The sequence below is a fragment of the Bartonella sp. MR90HLJMH genome (assembly GCF_042194115.1).
GTDB classification, from domain to species: Bacteria; Pseudomonadota; Alphaproteobacteria; order Rhizobiales; family Rhizobiaceae; genus Bartonella; species Bartonella grahamii.
Map to the genome: position 1 here is coordinate 132,936 of NZ_JBHIMM010000002.1, position 15,076 is coordinate 148,011.

General features: G+C 39.3%; 19 protein-coding genes and 2 pseudogenes. 4 read left to right on the forward strand and 17 right to left on the reverse strand.

Translation table 11 applies throughout. The features are described from left to right. Positions 1-19: 19 nt before the first annotated feature. From virB9 to ACFIJ9_RS01840, 14 genes and pseudogenes are all read right to left on the reverse strand, one after another. Positions 20-874 carry a P-type conjugative transfer protein VirB9 gene (virB9, locus tag ACFIJ9_RS01775; RefSeq protein ID WP_375635547.1) on the reverse strand — a complete coding sequence of 285 codons (855 nt, stop codon included), beginning with the start codon at positions 872-874 and terminating at the stop codon, positions 20-22. 2 nt (positions 875-876) lie between these two features. Next, a complete protein-coding gene (locus tag ACFIJ9_RS01780; RefSeq protein WP_375635548.1) occupies positions 877-1,548 on the reverse strand; it encodes a virB8 family protein in 672 nt (223 codons plus the stop codon). Further along, positions 1,545-1,832: a type IV secretion protein VblB7 gene (locus ACFIJ9_RS01785; RefSeq protein ID WP_375635549.1), complete on the reverse strand. Its 288-nt coding sequence runs from the start codon at positions 1,830-1,832 to the stop codon at positions 1,545-1,547. The genes ACFIJ9_RS01780 and ACFIJ9_RS01785 overlap by 4 nt, the downstream gene beginning before the upstream one ends. Before the next feature lie 6 nt (positions 1,833-1,838). Then, positions 1,839-2,789 carry a type IV secretion system protein gene (locus ACFIJ9_RS01790; protein ID WP_375635550.1) on the reverse strand — a complete coding sequence of 317 codons (951 nt, stop codon included), beginning with the start codon at positions 2,787-2,789 and terminating at the stop codon, positions 1,839-1,841. A gap of 63 nt (positions 2,790-2,852) precedes the next feature. After that, entirely contained in the window at positions 2,853-3,152 is a 300-nt protein-coding gene (locus ACFIJ9_RS01795; RefSeq protein ID WP_375635551.1) for an EexN family lipoprotein, read from the reverse strand. Between the two features lie 283 nt (positions 3,153-3,435). After that, positions 3,436-3,839: pseudogene (locus ACFIJ9_RS01800) on the reverse strand (EexN family lipoprotein). Between the two features lie 2 nt (positions 3,840-3,841). Continuing rightward, a complete protein-coding gene (locus tag ACFIJ9_RS01805) occupies positions 3,842-4,153 on the reverse strand; it encodes an EexN family lipoprotein (protein ID WP_375635552.1) in 312 nt (103 codons plus the stop codon). Positions 4,154-4,155: 2 nt separating this feature from the next. Further along, positions 4,156-4,431 carry an EexN family lipoprotein gene (locus tag ACFIJ9_RS01810; protein ID WP_375635553.1) on the reverse strand — a complete coding sequence of 92 codons (276 nt, stop codon included), beginning with the start codon at positions 4,429-4,431 and terminating at the stop codon, positions 4,156-4,158. A 2-nt stretch (positions 4,432-4,433) separates the two neighbouring features. Further along, the gene (locus ACFIJ9_RS01815) at positions 4,434-4,808 is read right to left on the reverse strand and encodes an EexN family lipoprotein (RefSeq protein WP_375635554.1); all 375 of its coding nucleotides are present in this window, start codon (positions 4,806-4,808) and stop codon (positions 4,434-4,436) included. Further along, positions 4,808-5,074 carry an EexN family lipoprotein gene (locus ACFIJ9_RS01820; RefSeq protein WP_273787721.1) on the reverse strand — a complete coding sequence of 89 codons (267 nt, stop codon included), beginning with the start codon at positions 5,072-5,074 and terminating at the stop codon, positions 4,808-4,810. The genes ACFIJ9_RS01815 and ACFIJ9_RS01820 overlap by 1 nt, the downstream gene beginning before the upstream one ends. Before the next feature lie 24 nt (positions 5,075-5,098). Further along, positions 5,099-5,860: a type IV secretion system protein gene (locus ACFIJ9_RS01825; RefSeq protein ID WP_375635555.1), complete on the reverse strand. Its 762-nt coding sequence runs from the start codon at positions 5,858-5,860 to the stop codon at positions 5,099-5,101. Beyond that, on the reverse strand, positions 5,857-8,217 hold the full coding sequence (locus ACFIJ9_RS01830; RefSeq protein WP_375635556.1) for a VirB4 family type IV secretion/conjugal transfer ATPase: 2,361 nt from the start codon (positions 8,215-8,217) through the stop codon (positions 5,857-5,859). Before ACFIJ9_RS01830 ends, ACFIJ9_RS01825 begins: the two co-directional genes overlap by 4 nt. Next, complete coding sequence (locus tag ACFIJ9_RS01835) at positions 8,217-8,540, reverse strand: type IV secretion system protein VirB3 (protein WP_375617900.1); 324 nt, start codon at positions 8,538-8,540, stop codon at positions 8,217-8,219. The genes ACFIJ9_RS01830 and ACFIJ9_RS01835 overlap by 1 nt, the downstream gene beginning before the upstream one ends. A gap of 27 nt (positions 8,541-8,567) precedes the next feature. After that, the gene (locus ACFIJ9_RS01840) at positions 8,568-8,918 is read right to left on the reverse strand and encodes a TrbC/VirB2 family protein (protein ID WP_375635557.1); all 351 of its coding nucleotides are present in this window, start codon (positions 8,916-8,918) and stop codon (positions 8,568-8,570) included. A 156-nt stretch (positions 8,919-9,074) separates the two neighbouring features. Here ACFIJ9_RS01840 and ACFIJ9_RS01845 point away from each other — a divergent pair, with 156 nt between their 5' ends. Together ACFIJ9_RS01845 and ACFIJ9_RS01850 are read left to right on the forward strand one after the other, a co-directional pair. Further along, positions 9,075-9,803 (forward strand): nuclease, encoded by a 729-nt coding sequence (locus ACFIJ9_RS01845; RefSeq protein ID WP_375635558.1) that lies wholly within the window; start codon positions 9,075-9,077, stop codon positions 9,801-9,803. A 151-nt stretch (positions 9,804-9,954) separates the two neighbouring features. Further along, positions 9,955-10,362 carry a hypothetical protein gene (locus ACFIJ9_RS01850; RefSeq protein WP_375635559.1) on the forward strand — a complete coding sequence of 136 codons (408 nt, stop codon included), beginning with the start codon at positions 9,955-9,957 and terminating at the stop codon, positions 10,360-10,362. 19 nt (positions 10,363-10,381) lie between these two features. Here ACFIJ9_RS01850 and ACFIJ9_RS01855 read toward each other — a convergent pair whose 3' ends face one another. Next, a complete protein-coding gene (locus ACFIJ9_RS01855) occupies positions 10,382-10,825 on the reverse strand; it encodes a hypothetical protein (protein ID WP_375635560.1) in 444 nt (147 codons plus the stop codon). A gap of 3 nt (positions 10,826-10,828) precedes the next feature. After that, entirely contained in the window at positions 10,829-11,158 is a 330-nt protein-coding gene (locus ACFIJ9_RS01860; protein WP_273787730.1) for a YqjD family protein, read from the reverse strand. A 1,002-nt stretch (positions 11,159-12,160) separates the two neighbouring features. Between ACFIJ9_RS01860 and ACFIJ9_RS01865 the strand changes: the two genes are divergently transcribed. After that, complete coding sequence (locus ACFIJ9_RS01865; protein WP_375635561.1) at positions 12,161-13,045, forward strand: MotA/TolQ/ExbB proton channel family protein; 885 nt, start codon at positions 12,161-12,163, stop codon at positions 13,043-13,045. Beyond that, a complete protein-coding gene (locus ACFIJ9_RS01870; protein ID WP_375635562.1) occupies positions 13,042-13,623 on the forward strand; it encodes a biopolymer transporter ExbD in 582 nt (193 codons plus the stop codon). Before ACFIJ9_RS01865 ends, ACFIJ9_RS01870 begins: the two co-directional genes overlap by 4 nt. A gap of 835 nt (positions 13,624-14,458) precedes the next feature. On the opposite strand, the pseudogene dut reads toward ACFIJ9_RS01870, so the two are convergent. Continuing rightward, a pseudogene (dut, locus tag ACFIJ9_RS01875) lies at positions 14,459-14,925 on the reverse strand (dUTP diphosphatase). Between the last annotated feature and the right edge of the window lie 151 nt (positions 14,926-15,076).

A 15,076-nucleotide genomic window follows, 5' to 3' on the forward strand; every position in this document is an offset into this window, starting at 1 on the left:
CCCTTCAATTCCCGCTTATTTAAAGATCTGATGCAATTTTACGTTCAACAGATGGTGAGGTTGTTCCGGTATTTGGATTGGTGCCTTTTGGTTGATAGGCTTCGTTAAAGACGCATAGGACGTTTCTTCCCTGTCTTAGGGTGAAGCGTGCGCTAATGGCATGGACAATCACCATGTTGCCTCTTGTGGTTTTGGGAACCAGCGATTCTGTACCGTCATTGCTGACAATGTAAATGGCAGGGATTTCTTGGTTGTCGGGAAATGTAAATGTTGTTGTTTTGCCATTGTCATAAACGGAGGAGGGTTCGAGCGTGCTTGATCCTTGAGCGGTGTAAGCCCAATTGCGTGGTCCATAGGTTTCAGAAGCGTTGAAGACATTATCGATACGCTGGGCTTGTTGTTTTTCTTGTCGCATAAGGGCTGCGAGTCTTCTTTGTTCTGCTTCTTCTTGTGGGTAGCGAAATTTCACAAGGAAATATGTTTCTTGTCCAGATGAAATTTCCCCATCTTTGACCATGAGTTCAAATTGATAGGAGCGCTTTGAGCCATCAAGCTTTGTGGTGACGACTTGGAGATTGGTAATGGGTTGGACTTCTCGGGCTTTAAGGAAAAGAATATTGCCAGCGGGAGCGACTTCCCATGCAACGCTGTTGCCAATTGCCACATGGGCAATTTCTTCATTGGGAGAAAATTCTATTTGTACCGATGAGCGTATAGAGCCAATAATTTTTGTGACATTATAGGCATCATAGTTGATAAAGCGAATGCGGCTATCGCTTGGCGCACGGGTGGGAAAAATACTGGCATGGCTCAAGGCTATAGGAGAAAGGGTAATAGCGATGTTAAGAATGAGAAAAAGAATTTTTTTTGTCATGATCAGTTGACCACTTCCGGATCGGTTCTATATTCATTAACAATAAACCCTAGAGGATTTATCAAACGGTTTTGGACAGAGATAGGGGCATTGATGTATTCAAAGGTGAGTGTTGCAACCCAGTGGGTGATGAATTCTTTGTTGTTGTCGTTGTCATGAATGGTTCTGTAGTAACGCACTTGGGCGACATCGTCATTGATAAAGGAGATTGATTTTATTGTTATTGTAACGGAGGCGTGTTTATAGAGAATTTGAGGACTTTGGGGATTTCTTGCTCCATACCAGCTGGCAAATCTTTCCTGTTCTTCAGAAGAAGAGAGGAGAGAGACGGTTTGGAAGTTGTGTTGTGTTTCTCCTGCGGTGAAGCCTTCACGGGAGCGGACATATTTTGCAGCAAAGTAGCGTGTGATTGCTTCGTCGACATTGGTAGGACCTTCTTTTAAGGCTTCCACAACTTCAACAATGCCGGTTGAATTGTCCACCCGGATGACAAAAGGTTCCACGGTTTTAAGGGGTGTGAGGGTGATGACCGCGAGAGAAGACATTATTGCAACCGCAACGGCTATGCCGGCAATGGCAAGCGAGACGCGGGTGGTGCGGCGTGAGGCGAGCATGCGATCTTGATCAAACGAGCGTGCTTCAGCAATGTATTGTTCTATGTCTTTTTCTTTCATGCTTTTTGCCCGCAATTTTTGTAAGATTTGATTTCTTCATCCGTTAATTTTTGTGCCAGAAGCATTTCCAGCTTCCCTTCTTTCACGGGTGAAGGGGTGTCGTTACTGATGATAATGGGCGTGGGCATGGGTTTTTTCCCTTCCCAATTCCACATCGATCTGTTGAGTGGACGTTTAGAATATCCATCACATTTTGGGAGTGACTTCAGTGTGTTTGGTGAAGACACACAGCCACTGAGAAAGAGAAATGGTAAGATAATCCCAATTTTTTTAAATTCCCGCATTTGAACTTAGTGCTCCCTTATTTTCGAGATGAGTTTTTGTAGACCATGAAGAGCGGCTTTACCACCTACATTAGCAAGGTGACCAGCTTCTTTAGCGGCACGGAAAGCTCCTTTTCCAGCAATTTGTCCTGCACCTACACCTAATTTTGTTGAGCCTGTGAGGGAAGCTCCACCAGAAGCTAAAGCTGATGCTATATCAGGTAATTTGAGGAAAATCAAAATGCCGCAACTGGCAATAGAGAAGAATTGGACTAAGGAAATTATCATATCTAGAACACTATCTGAAAGGATGGTTGTTGAAAGATCAACATATAGACCACCAACTATAACTACTAATACCTGCAAAATGATGAAGTTTGCTGTTTGATTTAACCATGCCTCTGTAAACCTTCTTGTTGAGGAAAACATATAAAGGCTTATAAAGAGGGGCCCCACTGATATAACGAGAAATAAACCAATTTTAGCAAATATTGAGACGAAAAAACCAATAGCACAAAAGAAAGCAGAAATTACTAAGCAGACAAGGCCAGCAAGCCAGTAAACAACAAACGTAAATCCATTTTCGTTGTTTGCTGCATCAAAAACGTGTCCAGCAGCAGTTTGTATCATATTATCCCATACATTTTTATCCGAGTGTGCTCCTTGGGTGACATTTGCAATGGCATTCGGCAGATCATTGAAAAATATATCCCTAACCCCCGCATTATAAAGAGCGGCGTTTGTGGCGAGTGAAACAATGATGCCAAGTTTGAAAATTGTTGCTATAAAGTCCCACAAAGGCATGGAAGAACGCCCATAGATAATATTGTACCCTATAAATATAATGTAGATTGTACAAGATGCTTTAAGCGGAGTAGATAAAGACGATGAGAGATTTCCAATGGTGTTATCCATTACCCTTGTAAGGGGCTCCATCAATCCGTTGTCTATCTTGGTAAATATATCATACGCTGCCATTGTCTTTCCTCCGCTCCTTATCATATGGGGTTCGTGTTCCATACGGAGTCAAATTTTTATGATTTAATTACTGTCCTCTTTCTTTTCAGATTGTTCTTTCATTTTTTTCTTATCGTCATTTTTACGATATTTATTTAGATAGTTTTGAAAGGATTCTTCACGAAGTTCGTCTAGTGCTTTTCCTAAGTTTTCACAATTTTGAGGAGATTCTGTTTTAGAAGGCTTTTTCCACATACATTTAGGTGTCCACTCATTACGTAATTTTTCGTCTTTTTTAAATTCTGCTACGCTGTAGGTTTTTTCACATCCAGCCGTGATGAGCCCTGTGCAAAGTAGCAATGTTGTTATGAGAACTTTATTCATAGATATTTCCCCTTCTTTCTTTCAGTTTTACAAGGTTTGAGCACAATTTTTAAATTATGCTAGGTTATCGGTTTTTTATAACCAGTGATGATAAATCTAGAGCACAGACATAATGTTGCCATAAATCTATTGTATAGTCTGTAAGGTTATTTAAGTTGAGCAGCTAAAGCGCAATAGATGTTATCCATTGTTTTTGTAATGGGATTCATTAACATATTGTCGATATAAGAAAATACGCCTTTGGTTACTATTGCCATTGAGATGCTCCGCTCTTCATTGTGTCTTAATGGTTATTTTGTTGTTCTTCTGCCGTGCGCTCTTTTGCTCTTCGTTCTTCCTCAGCACGTCGCTTTGCTTCTTGTTCAGCTAATTTTTTTTAGTGTTAGCTTCCATTTTTTTAAGTCTGGCTCTCATTTCAGCTATATCTTCTTCTTCTCTTTTACGATTTTCTTCTGCAATTTTACGACTTCTTTCTGCTGCTTGTGCCTGACGTTCCTTATCAAGTTCTAAAAATGCTAACCGCATGTTTTCACAATTCTTTGAAGTTCCTGCAAATCCACATCTAGCATCCCACTCTAGGCGTAATTTTTCATCTTTTTTAAATTCAGCGACGCTATAAGTTTTTTCACATCCAGCTGTGATGAGCCCTGTGCAAAGTAGCAATGTTGTTATGAGAACTTTATTCATGATTAATGACTGTCCTGTTGTTGTTTAGCTTTAGCGCGCTCTTCTGCTTTTCGTTCTTCTCGCCTTTTATTTATTTTCTCTAGAGCTTTATTATAATTTTCTAACGCTTTCTTAGAATGTTCTTCATCAAGTTCCTTCGCGGCTTGTCGCACATTTTGACAATTTTTCGAATTATCAGAAGCTCCACACTTCCATTGAAACTCTCTTATTAAGCTTTCATTTTTTTTAAATTCAGCGACGCTATAGGTTTTTTCACATCCAGCTGTGATGAGCCCTGTGCAAAGTAGCAATGTTGTTATGAGAACTTTATTCATGATTAATGACTGTCCTGTTGTTTTTCGGACTCTTTTTGTTCTTGATTATCTTCAAGAAGTTCATTTGCAAGGTTATGGTAATATTCCTTTTGAAGTTCAAGTTGTGCTAATCTTAGGTTTTCACAATTTTTGGCAGTTCCTGCGAATCCACATTTAGCATTCCACTCTTCCATCAATTTTTTATCTTTTTTAAATTCTGCGACGCTGTAAGTTTTTTCACATCCAGCTGTGATGAGCCCTGTGCAAAGTAGCAATGTTGTTATGAGAACTTTATTCATGATTAATGGGTGTCCTGTTGTTGTTTAGCGCGCTCTTCTGCTTCTCGTTCGGCTTGTTCTTTTGCTTTTTGTTCAGCTCGGAATTTTTCATTCTCAGCTCTCATTTTTTCAATCCAAGCTTTTTGTTTAGCTTTAAATTCTTCATCTAGTTTGCGATTATGTTCTTCAGCTTTTTTCCGACGTTCCTTTTCAAGTTCTAAAGCTGCTACTCTTAGGTTTTCACAATTTTTTGAAGTTCCTGACCATCCACATCTTGCTCCCCATTCTTCCATCAATTTTTCATTTTTTTTAAATTCTGCGACGCTATAGGTTTTTTCACAACCAGCTGTGATGAGCCCTGTGCAAAGTAGCAATGTTGTTATGAGAACTTTATTCATTATTTATTGTCCTGTTTCTTTTCAGATTCTTGTTTATCGTCATTTGTCGAGCCAAAGCCTCTCCATTTTTTACGGGTTTCAAATTCAGCTTGCTCTGCATTTTTACAATTTTTCGAATTCAAATCCCCTGACGTCAAACATTTCACTAATACTTCTTCCATCAGTTTTTTATTTTTTTTAAGTTCTTCTACGCTGTAGGTTTTTTCACAACCAGCCGTGATCAGCCCTGTGCAAAGTAGCAATGTTGTTATGATGATCTTGTTCATATTCAAGCCCCTCTTTTTTCTCGTTTATTGACCACGCAGTTTTTTGGCATAGTCCTTGTATCGCGCTGCAAATTCTTCGTAAGATCGTTGTTCAGCAGCTTTGTATTCCGCTTGTTGAATCATCATGGCAGCTTGCATTTGTAGTATTTTTGTTTGGAGGTCTGCTTGTACCGCTGCTAATTGTGCTTGAATGCCTTGAATTTTACCTGCATCTTCAGTACTTCCAAGTTCGTCAAGGAGCTTGGTAATTTTTTTTTGTGTTTCACTGGCTTCTTCGTAGACGTCTTGGCCTTTTGCTGCTTCTCCCACTATGCGCTGTTCGGCTTTTTTCACTTCCTGTGCGTAAAAAGCATCCACTGCCTCTTTTGATCCTGCGCCCCCCGCGGGTTCTTTGTATTTAAGTTCTTCTTGCCATTTTTGCGTGTTTTTGCTGCCGCCACCACCGCCACCACCACCCATCGATTGTTGAAAGTGGTTAAAATCTGAAGGAAGGGCGCCACTGCTCCCTTGCTTGTTGAACATGTCTTTCAATCCCGAGATGTCAGGCTTGACATTCAAGGAGTTATATAATTGTTTCGCTTGATCGAGTTGGCTCTTTAATTGCTCAAGCTGTTGTGCACCTTGTTGAATTTGTTCTTGCAATTTGCCAAGCTGTTGTGTGCCTTGCTGGACTTGTTTCATTATTTGTCCAACAGCCGCGGGATCATATACCATGATAGCAAAGGCATTTGTTTGAAAGCCAAATGAAGCTGCACAGACGGCTGTTGCCAATAAAAGTTTTTTCATTGTTTTGACCTTTCTTGAAAAATAGGAAGCCATTTTTCTGGAGATTCACCAACTTCATCCATAATGGTCTCTAGGAGTTCAATATTCTTGGTGGTGCCACTTAAAATGGCTATTTCATCATCAAAGCCGCGTAAATTCAGTTCTGCTACAACTGAACTTTGTCCTTGTTTGATGAGAAAACGCCGTGACTCACGGCTTAATTCTGATTGTATCAGGTTAAATTCTCTGTCCGATAATTTAAAACCTTCTACATAATCCCCATGATTGCCCTTTTGATTGGGAAAATAAATCTGTGTGGGGCATTGCTCTATAATGGTGTGAGCAATGGTCGAATTGATCGCATCTTTGGGAGATTGCGTTGCAAACAACATCAAACCATTTTGTTTACGAATAGTTTTCAGCCTGTCTTGCGCAAAGGCTTTAAAGGAATCATCCTCTAAGGCTTTCCAAAACTCATCAATGACAATGATAATACGACGTCCATCAATCAGAGACAAAATCCTATGAAAAAGATACATCATTAAAGGTGGACGAATTTCATCATTGTCTAAAAAATCCGTCATGTCATAACCAATAAATTTTGCATCAATGCCAATGTCGTCATCAGGATTGTCAAAAACCCACCCTAAGGCATTGCCTTTACACCATCTTTCTAAACGACCCGATATCCCCTCTCTATGCGTGGTATCAAAAAACATTTGTAAGGCAGAGATCGTCCGTTGTTCTTTTGGCAACAAGGCAAGCTGCTCAACAGCCGCCGTAATGTCTTGTCTTTCTGATTCACTGATCTTTTGATCTTCAGACGAAACAAGCTTTATAATCCATTGGCGTAAAAAAACTCTATCTGCTGGATTGTTATAGTCTAAGCCTTTTAGCGGTGCTATGCCTGTCGGTTTACCATTCTTCAAGGGCATATAAGTGCCGCCACCCGCTCTGACAAAAAGTTCTGCACCCCGATCTTTGTCAAAAAAGACCATATTGGGATCATGCTTTTGAAGTTGTGCTAAAAGAAAATTGACAATAACCGTTTTCCCAGAACCAGAGGGACCACAAACAAACGTATTGCCTAAATCACCAAAGTGAAAGTTAAAATAAAACGGTGAACCAGCAGAGGTTTTCATCAAGGCTACCGCTGGTCCCCACACATTGCCATCTATTTTTCCAACCGGAAAAGAATGAAAAGGAGAAAGCGCTGCATAGTTGCGGCTTGTTATTGCACCAGAGCGGGTGCGATAAGCATAATTGCCAGGCAATTGTGCCCACCAAGCCGCCGCTAACCCTAAATCTTCCCGCGCAATCACAGCCCCACCATCTGTAAGACGAGAACGCGCTTTGGCAAGATTATCCGCTAACTCTTGCGGCGTATCAGCAAAAACTGCCAATGATAAATGATGTTCCCCTAAAACAAAACGATTGGATTCAAGATCATCAAGCGCATCATCTAGCTCCATAATTTGTGAGCCCGCACGGTCGCCTGCATTGACCATTTGGTTTTGTTTGCGCCCCATAATCTGCTTGGCAATGTTTTTGCTTTTGAAAACAAAAGATTGGGTGAAAATAAACTCAAAGGGAAGCGTGAGCAAACCATCCGCCATGCCTACCCTGGTTTTTGCTGGATATTCTTTCCAACCAAACATGCCCGCAAACCGCTGTTCCGCCTCATAGCGTATTTCTATGATCTCTTTCCCAAAAATGAGACGGTCTGAATAAACAGTTGAAGCTATCGTCCCCCATGTGAGGGGGATACGTTCACGACGACCTCCCACCAATTGGTGGATAAACTCACTTTGCTGCGAATAAATATTACCTTCATGTTCATAAAGGCTTAGTCTTTTTGCACCATAGCGCTCTAAATTTTGAATAAGATCTGTTGTAATATCTTCAAGCTTGCGAACGGACTCTGCATCAACTTCTGTTTTTTCTTGCTTGGCTTTGCCTAAACGTTTGAAAAACTCCACTAATTTATCTGTTTGATCAACATGTGGATTCCACAAAATTGAAAGATAAAGATCATTGCGATAAAGCTCCTGTGAAACCATCCGCTCGCGATATTTATCATCTAATTGCTTGGCAAATGCCGATCTGAAAGTCCCATCCGGATAAACAGTTTCACGCTTTCTGATAATATGGCTATAAAGCGCTATCCGTTCATCCGCTATGTTTTTAAACAGATTATTGAGCTGTTCGTGAAGCACATTCAGATCAATAATATCCGCTGTCTCAAAGTTAATCCCTTCAAGTTTAATAACGCTCATGAGAGCGCGTGAATCCAGCGCAATGATGTGTTTATTGACATGGCGCACGTAAGGAATGATCGCCTCTGGCTGCTTTTCACGTTTGCGCTCTGTTGTGTTCATTATAATTCCTCATAATTACGAATTAATCGTAATGGAGAAATACTTCCCCCACCCCATAGACTCGAATTTCTGGCAAAAATAGATGTCTTTTGCCATGTCAGAAGAATACGAAATTTGTTATGGTCATGCTTTAGGATTTCCTTGAATATGAAATGCAGCATCACACCAAAGGTTAGAAGAAAAATATTGCCTGCCATAATGAACAATATCATCGTTCCTATCCCATTTAATCCCATAGCTTCCACCGTCACGCCTGCAATCATTGCAGGGCGCGTGCAAGCAAGAAATAACGTATCTTCTGTTAGCTTGTCGTGCTCTTTCATGGCTTTGAAAGGCTAGAGTCAAGCGAATTAAGACATAAACATTGATGCGATTTGTGGTGCACCAAAAACAATGCCGATGCCAACACAAACAAAGAAAGCTTTACGCATTTCAACATAACCAGCAATCCATGCAAGCCCAATACCAGCAACCGCAATGGTTGCAATCGATTTTGCAATGTTTCCTGTTAAAGCTTTGACTAATTTATCAAGAGCAGTTTCAACTTTTCCAAAGTCACCTGCGGCAAATGCTGGCTCACTCAGTGCGATGAAGGCAATAAACAGCATCAATGCTGCTGTTAACCATTTCTTTTGTGTGTTGGATAGAGTAGTTTTTGGTAAGGTATGTTCATTAATGAACAAATTATTCATGTTTTTCATGAAAATTCCCCCGCACTATTTTAAAGTTGAAAATTAAATTAATAGTTAAAATACTAATCTATCCTATAAAATGAAAAAAATAAATTTTTCTATCGATAAATTAACAATATTTAATCTTTTCTTAATTAATAAACAAAAAATATACTAATATTCAAAATGATACTTTTAAAATATCTTAAAGCATCGCCTAAATATATTGTCTTAATTTATATTATTATTTTGGGATACTTTTATTTCAGTCAACATACTGAAAAACTTATGCAATCTTCTTTTTTTAAAGTGCCAGAAAAGACAATAGAAAACCTTGTTCAAAATCCGAAGTCACAATTGATAGATTATGCAAACCAACAAAATGTGGTGTTACATCCAGAACCACTCGCATCACAATTTTATGAAGAAAATGTGCCGGTTTATTCAGGTGCTATACAGGTTACAAGTGGTGTGACCTTTAAAATGATTACGCTTGTGGATGATGGATGGAGAAAAAAGATTATCCGTGATATCCGCTTATATGGTGTGGAAAGCTGTGAAATGAGGCAATTTGCCTCACGCAACGGAGTTAAGTGGCCGTGCGGTGCTTTTGTTACTGCTTGGCTTGTCTCAAAAACAATCGATAAAAAGGTTACTTGTCGGCAAGCACGTGTCATTCAACAGGTTCATTATGCACAATGTTTTGTGGATGGGGTTGATCTGGCACGTTTGGGGCTTGCAGAAGGGTTAATGGTGTTAACAAAAGATCAGCATAATTTTCCATCTCCAGCAGACTATAAAACTCTACAATCTGCTGCTCAAAAAGCACAAAATGGCTTATGGTCGAGCAAATTTCAACAACCAGAAGATTGGCGAAGAGATCACGGGAGCTATAATCCTATTGACCATTATTGATAAAACGTCCTCTCAAGCGCTATTTAAAAATCAAGACAATATTCCACTACGAACTTTATCAGAAAAAAGTTAATCATAGTCCACACAGTCCTTGGTGGACAACTCTCTTCAGTAAAAATTGTTGTGTTTAAAGCTCGTGTATGCATATAGGTTGCTTACTACAGCGCTATGTAAGAGCGCGTTTCCTTCCCCTAAACAGAATAGTCATTGTAACAAACATGAGTGTTCAGAAAAATATGAACACATTCAAATCGATGACGTGACCTTCGGTCATGAAAAAAAGGCTTATGAAAAAATAGAGAAAAGCAGAAACGAACTATCTCTATCTTCAAAAAATACTACATTGCTTCAAATCAAACCAGAATTTTTAATGCAAGCATTGCCTCATGTTGCTATGTTCATGAAACATGGATTGCAATCTGAAAGAGATTTAATCGGATCCATGGAATTTTTAGCGAAAATGAAAGGGATTTCCTTTCAGGCACTTGAAGAAGCTAAAGAGACTATAAGAAAAGATGTGCTTTCTTTTGCTATAAAAGAAAGCACATTGGGGGATTAGAGTGACAGCTTTACATATTTTACTTTGAAAAGCGGTCTTTTTTACCTTTTTTCCACAAAAAATAAGTTACAAGTCCCAGAATGGGAACTCTCAATTTGGCAAAAGGGAAATGTTGACTGAGAGCTGCAAGGCTGGAAACGGTTGCATCTGTCATTAGTTTTTGGCGTTGTTCTTCTGTCTTTTTTTGTTGGTCATAGCGTTGATAAGCCTTGAAAACCCGACTGATGATAAGACCTAATCCTGCAAGAGAAAGACAAATTAAAAACATGATACTCGCAGCGGCAAGAGGCTTCATAACAGAACATAACGCAATAAAAACGATGATACATAAAAAAAGCAAAGACATGAAGAATGAAATGCCAATAAACCCATAGCAAATTGCTTGAAGGCGTACTTGCTTGACAGTGCTTTTAAGCCCTCCACCGACAAGATGGTTTAAAAGAGGAGCGATAAACTTATGCATTGCTTAACGACGCAGTAATTGAGAAAGAATAAAACCAACCCCTGCGGCAAACAAAACGCTTTTGCCAGGATTTTTGCGAACGCATTGATTCATGGTTTGTTCAAGATCACTGATTTTGTCTTTTGCTTGAGACATCATGTCTTCACCACTTTCTTTCGCTGAATGATATAGTTTTTCCGCTTTGTCTTTGGCGGCGTTAAATTTGTTTGCACCAAGATCTGTCAGGGTTGAGGTAATCCCTGAAATTTCAGTGCGTAGCTTTTCTAATTGTCCTTGTAGGTCTTTTTCTTCTACGGCTGTTTTATTATGCTGTGTTGTTTTGTTCTGGGCCATGATATTCTTTCCCTCTCTTGATTTATTATATTTGTATTGGTGTGTTCATAGTGATCATTTGCATTGGAGTGAAAATTTTCACTGGTTGAGTAACGCCAAAAGTTTTTTTTGGTTCCTTTCATTTTGTCGAATTTAAAACTGTTTTTGATAAAATAAATCTTTCCTATACGATAGGCAATACCCGTAAAGGATTGCATCCGTTGAAAATTGTCTTATGCTTTTGCAGGAAGTTAGCACCATTCTTTAGTTTCTTGTGGCGCAGTTCTTATAATAGTTTTTTAAAAGCGTGTTGAGGCTTATTTTTTAGGTTTGTGACAGATAAAAAACATGGTTGTTGCGCTTTTGCGGCAGAAGTAATGTCATTTTTATGCTTTTGCAGAAGAACAAGAAAATAATATTGTTGTTCGTTGCTCTCTATGTATTTGGGGGCTAAACGAGCACTCCCATTATACTTGTGGTCAGTTTAAGATATTGCGATAGTTCTTTTTTTTAAATGTAAGGTATATTTTTATTTTGGGATAGGTGGTACTTCAGTGCACTGGTTGTTAGAGATGTGCATATCCTTTTCTTCAAGAGTTTTATGATATTTTTGCTGCTTATTCTCTGCAAGTAAATATTTTGTTGGGTTTAAAAGAGCTGCTGAAATGAGAGAAGCTTTGCGATATGAGGGATTCATTCAACAGAAACGATGATAAATTATTCTTATAAATTAAAATATTATATGCAATACTCCTTGCGAGTCTATCATTTTGCCAAATTTATGTAATAAATTGATTGGCTAAGATCAACTTGTTGAATTGTTAGAGACAAATTTCTTGAGTGATTTCTTTAGAATAAGAGAGAGCTTGTGGAATAAAACTATACTTGATTTATCAAGTTTTCTTTCTTAAGAGGAATGCGAAAATGACGTTAAAAGGGTAGTGGCATTGTGGAACAGCGATGCTGTGCGGGGTGACGATCCAGCTCATAAAAAAGATAAGACCATAAGAATGTGAGATAGAAATGGAATCTGAAACAGTACCTTTAGATAATATGTCTGCTGTATTGACAGCGCATGATTTTTCTCCTTTTTCTATGTTTATGGCTGCTGATTGGGTGGTGAAAGCCGTTATCATTATTTTGTTACTTGCTTCTCTTATGTCTTGGACAATTGCTTTTGTGAAAATTATTGAGATCACTTTGGCAAAACGAAGAGTACGTCATGAACTTCAATTGGTTCTTAATGCTCAGACTCTTACACGTTTGGCAGCTAGCTTGAAAGAAAGCAAAGGGGCTGGTGTGTTTTTTCTCAAAGAAGTTCTTAAAGAGGTGTATCTTTCTACACAACAGGTTCATTTTTCTGCTCCTGAAGGGATAAATAAAAGCTCTGGGGAAAGAACCGGTGCAAGGGAAAGTGCACAAACGCTTGAAGACATTCTCTTTTATGAGGAGAGCAATCAATATGAAGATGTTTCCCGCGATGTTCGCGATGTTAAGGTTCGCGATGTTCATGAAGGTTTAAAAGAAAGGGTTCATTCGCTTTTGTCACGCTGCTTGTTGGCTGCTACACGCCGTGTTGCATGTGGAAGCACTGTTCTTGCAACCATTGGCGCAATTGCTCCCTTTGTTGGTCTTTTTGCAACTGTTTGGGGCATTATGAATTCTTTTATTGGGATTGCTCAGTCTCAAACAACGCGACTTGATGTGGTTGCTCCTGGGATTGCTGAAGCCTTATTCGCAACAGCTATTGGGCTTTTTGTAGCTATCCCCGCCGTTGTTATGTATAATAGCCTTATGCGTGCTTTGAATGGTTATCGCAATGATTTAGGCGATATCGCTGCGGCTCTTGAAAGGCTCTTGAGCCGTGAACTTGATAGACAAAGACAACAGAAAAGTCATAAAAAATGAAAGCAAGCCTTAATAATGATTGGGATACAGATGAGAGTGGGTTGCAAAGCGAAATCAATGTGACCCCTTTTATTGATGTTATATTGGTGTTGCTTATTGTTTTTATGGTTGCTGCACCTTTGGCAACATCTGTCATTCCCGTTCAGCTTCCTTCTATAACTCAAGTACCTTCAGTGGTTCAGTCTGATGAACCTCTTTATGTTACTTTGCAAAAAGATCGTTCTCTTTACATTGGTGATCATCTTGTAGAACAAGCAGCTTTGAGAGAAGCTTTGTTGAGGGAAACTACGCAAAATTTAGAGACAAAAATTTTAATCAAAGCCGATAGCGAAATTGATTATGGTGCTGTCATCGATTTATTAAATCAAATACGCATGGCTGGATATAATAAAATCGGTCTTGTAGGATTGCAAAACTCTACCAATCTTACCTCAAAAGGTGTGATCAATAATAAAACCACAGGGGTAGTGGACGCTACTGTCGATGGAGCGGGTGGTAACGTTGTGGGGCATGTGGATGCCGTAACAACGGGCACTGCGGTAAACGCTAATATTTCAGGAGCTGCTTCTGACCAGTGATAAAAAACAGCCTTTGTTGTAGGAAGCAAAGCATATGACTCAAAATCGTAGAGTGAAATTGATAGAGGGTTCTTTCGTGGATTTATTAAACCAAATACGCATGGGGTTGATATTGCGCATGGGGTTCATATATTGAATCGGTTGTGTAGGATTAAGCTCTACTAATCTTGCCTCAAGAGGTACGATCAAGAAAAACAGCAGGCGCGATTGTTGTGTGTCTTAATACATCTTAAAGCCCTTTTTGCGACGGTGTTCATAAATGGTATAACGGTAAAGCCCCCGTAAAATAATAAAAAATCTATTGAACCTCACTATCTTTATGCTTAACAAAAAAGCAAGCGAGCACCATTATAGTATTTATATTTTCTCCCCATGTTGTGACAGTACTTAGTACAAGTATTCATTATAGGTATTTTTCCAGTTTTTATCTACATGCCAGCCACATTTGGAACGTGAGAGACATGCTTTTGATTGATGTAATATAAATAGATTTGCAATGAAAAAATCTTACAGTATTGAGTTTTCTCATTTAAGTTGCAAGATAATTAATTATTATAAATCAATATGATGTATAGACTGTGGACATTACAAGCGGTATGTGGGCTCTCAATGATTAATGCCAATGTTTTTGTTATGGGGGAGGGGTGTCCGGTGATAACGAAGTTTTGTATAGCGCAAGAAACGTAATTGAGAGATGATTGTTTAGAGGTGCGTTTAGTAAAAAACTTTGAGAGCAAATGCGCACTCCTTCTGCACTTTAAAAGCCCAAGGGGTTTTAAGTGAAAGAGTGGTTGCGAGTGTTATATTTTGAGAGTAGCGATTTTTTCAGAGCTTCTTAAGTATGCTCCGTTGAACCAAAACCTCCTGTTCCACGGCTCTCGTTATGGTTTTGGGTATTTTGCTCTGGTTCAATGGCACAAACATTGACTTGGGATACGGGGGCGATGACTGTTTGGGCAATGCGCATTCCCCGTTGGATAGAAAAGTCTTCTTGGCCTAAATTTATAAGAAGGACTTTGACTTCACTTTCGGATAATCACACTCAATCGTTCTTGGAGTGTTGAGGCATGTGATGGCGTGTTTTAAGGCTAAGTCAGAGTGTGGATGGATGCGTGCTTCAAGCCCCCCGTGATAAATGAAAAATGAGATCTGTTGGAATAAGTGCCCGCTTGCCCAAGGGCAAGAACAAGCGTTTCTTCTTTACCAATTGCTGTTTGTAAATCCAAGACCGGCAGAACCAGTCGTTGCGTAGTGAAGAAGTTTCCTTGTCCCAAGCGCAAGACGCTGAACAAATAAAGTCAGGGCATGTGAAGATTGAGAAGAGACAGAGGAAGAGTAAGGATGATTGTTTAGAGGTTCCGTTTAGTAAAAAACTTTGAAGGCACATGCACACTCCTTCTACACTTTAAAAGCCCAAAGGACTTCCAGTGAAAGAGTGGTTGCGAGTGTTATA

What these genes read in the sequence shown, in the direction of transcription:
- virB9 (WP_375635547.1), bottom strand. Translation starts at nt 874, where the DNA reads ATGACAAAAAAAATTCTTTTTCTCATTCTTAACATCGCTATTACCCTT.
- ACFIJ9_RS01780 (WP_375635548.1), bottom strand. Translation starts at nt 1,548, where the DNA reads ATGAAAGAAAAAGACATAGAACAATACATTGCTGAAGCACGCTCGTTT.
- ACFIJ9_RS01785 (WP_375635549.1), bottom strand. Translation starts at nt 1,832, where the DNA reads ATGCGGGAATTTAAAAAAATTGGGATTATCTTACCATTTCTCTTTCTC.
- ACFIJ9_RS01790 (WP_375635550.1), bottom strand. Translation starts at nt 2,789, where the DNA reads ATGGCAGCGTATGATATATTTACCAAGATAGACAACGGATTGATGGAG.
- ACFIJ9_RS01795 (WP_375635551.1), bottom strand. Translation starts at nt 3,152, where the DNA reads ATGAATAAAGTTCTCATAACAACATTGCTACTTTGCACAGGGCTCATC.
- ACFIJ9_RS01805 (WP_375635552.1), bottom strand. Translation starts at nt 4,153, where the DNA reads ATGAATAAAGTTCTCATAACAACATTGCTACTTTGCACAGGGCTCATC.
- ACFIJ9_RS01810 (WP_375635553.1), bottom strand. Translation starts at nt 4,431, where the DNA reads ATGAATAAAGTTCTCATAACAACATTGCTACTTTGCACAGGGCTCATC.
- ACFIJ9_RS01815 (WP_375635554.1), bottom strand. Translation starts at nt 4,808, where the DNA reads ATGAATAAAGTTCTCATAACAACATTGCTACTTTGCACAGGGCTCATC.
- ACFIJ9_RS01820 (WP_273787721.1), bottom strand. Translation starts at nt 5,074, where the DNA reads ATGAACAAGATCATCATAACAACATTGCTACTTTGCACAGGGCTGATC.
- ACFIJ9_RS01825 (WP_375635555.1), bottom strand. Translation starts at nt 5,860, where the DNA reads ATGAAAAAACTTTTATTGGCAACAGCCGTCTGTGCAGCTTCATTTGGC.
- ACFIJ9_RS01830 (WP_375635556.1), bottom strand. Translation starts at nt 8,217, where the DNA reads ATGAACACAACAGAGCGCAAACGTGAAAAGCAGCCAGAGGCGATCATT.
- ACFIJ9_RS01835 (WP_375617900.1), bottom strand. Translation starts at nt 8,540, where the DNA reads ATGAAAGAGCACGACAAGCTAACAGAAGATACGTTATTTCTTGCTTGC.
- ACFIJ9_RS01840 (WP_375635557.1), bottom strand. Translation starts at nt 8,918, where the DNA reads ATGAAAAACATGAATAATTTGTTCATTAATGAACATACCTTACCAAAA.
- ACFIJ9_RS01845 (WP_375635558.1), top strand. Translation starts at nt 9,075, where the DNA reads ATGATACTTTTAAAATATCTTAAAGCATCGCCTAAATATATTGTCTTA.
- ACFIJ9_RS01855 (WP_375635560.1), bottom strand. Translation starts at nt 10,825, where the DNA reads ATGCATAAGTTTATCGCTCCTCTTTTAAACCATCTTGTCGGTGGAGGG.
- ACFIJ9_RS01860 (WP_273787730.1), bottom strand. Translation starts at nt 11,158, where the DNA reads ATGGCCCAGAACAAAACAACACAGCATAATAAAACAGCCGTAGAAGAA.
- ACFIJ9_RS01865 (WP_375635561.1), top strand. Translation starts at nt 12,161, where the DNA reads ATGGAATCTGAAACAGTACCTTTAGATAATATGTCTGCTGTATTGACA.
- ACFIJ9_RS01870 (WP_375635562.1), top strand. Translation starts at nt 13,042, where the DNA reads ATGAAAGCAAGCCTTAATAATGATTGGGATACAGATGAGAGTGGGTTG.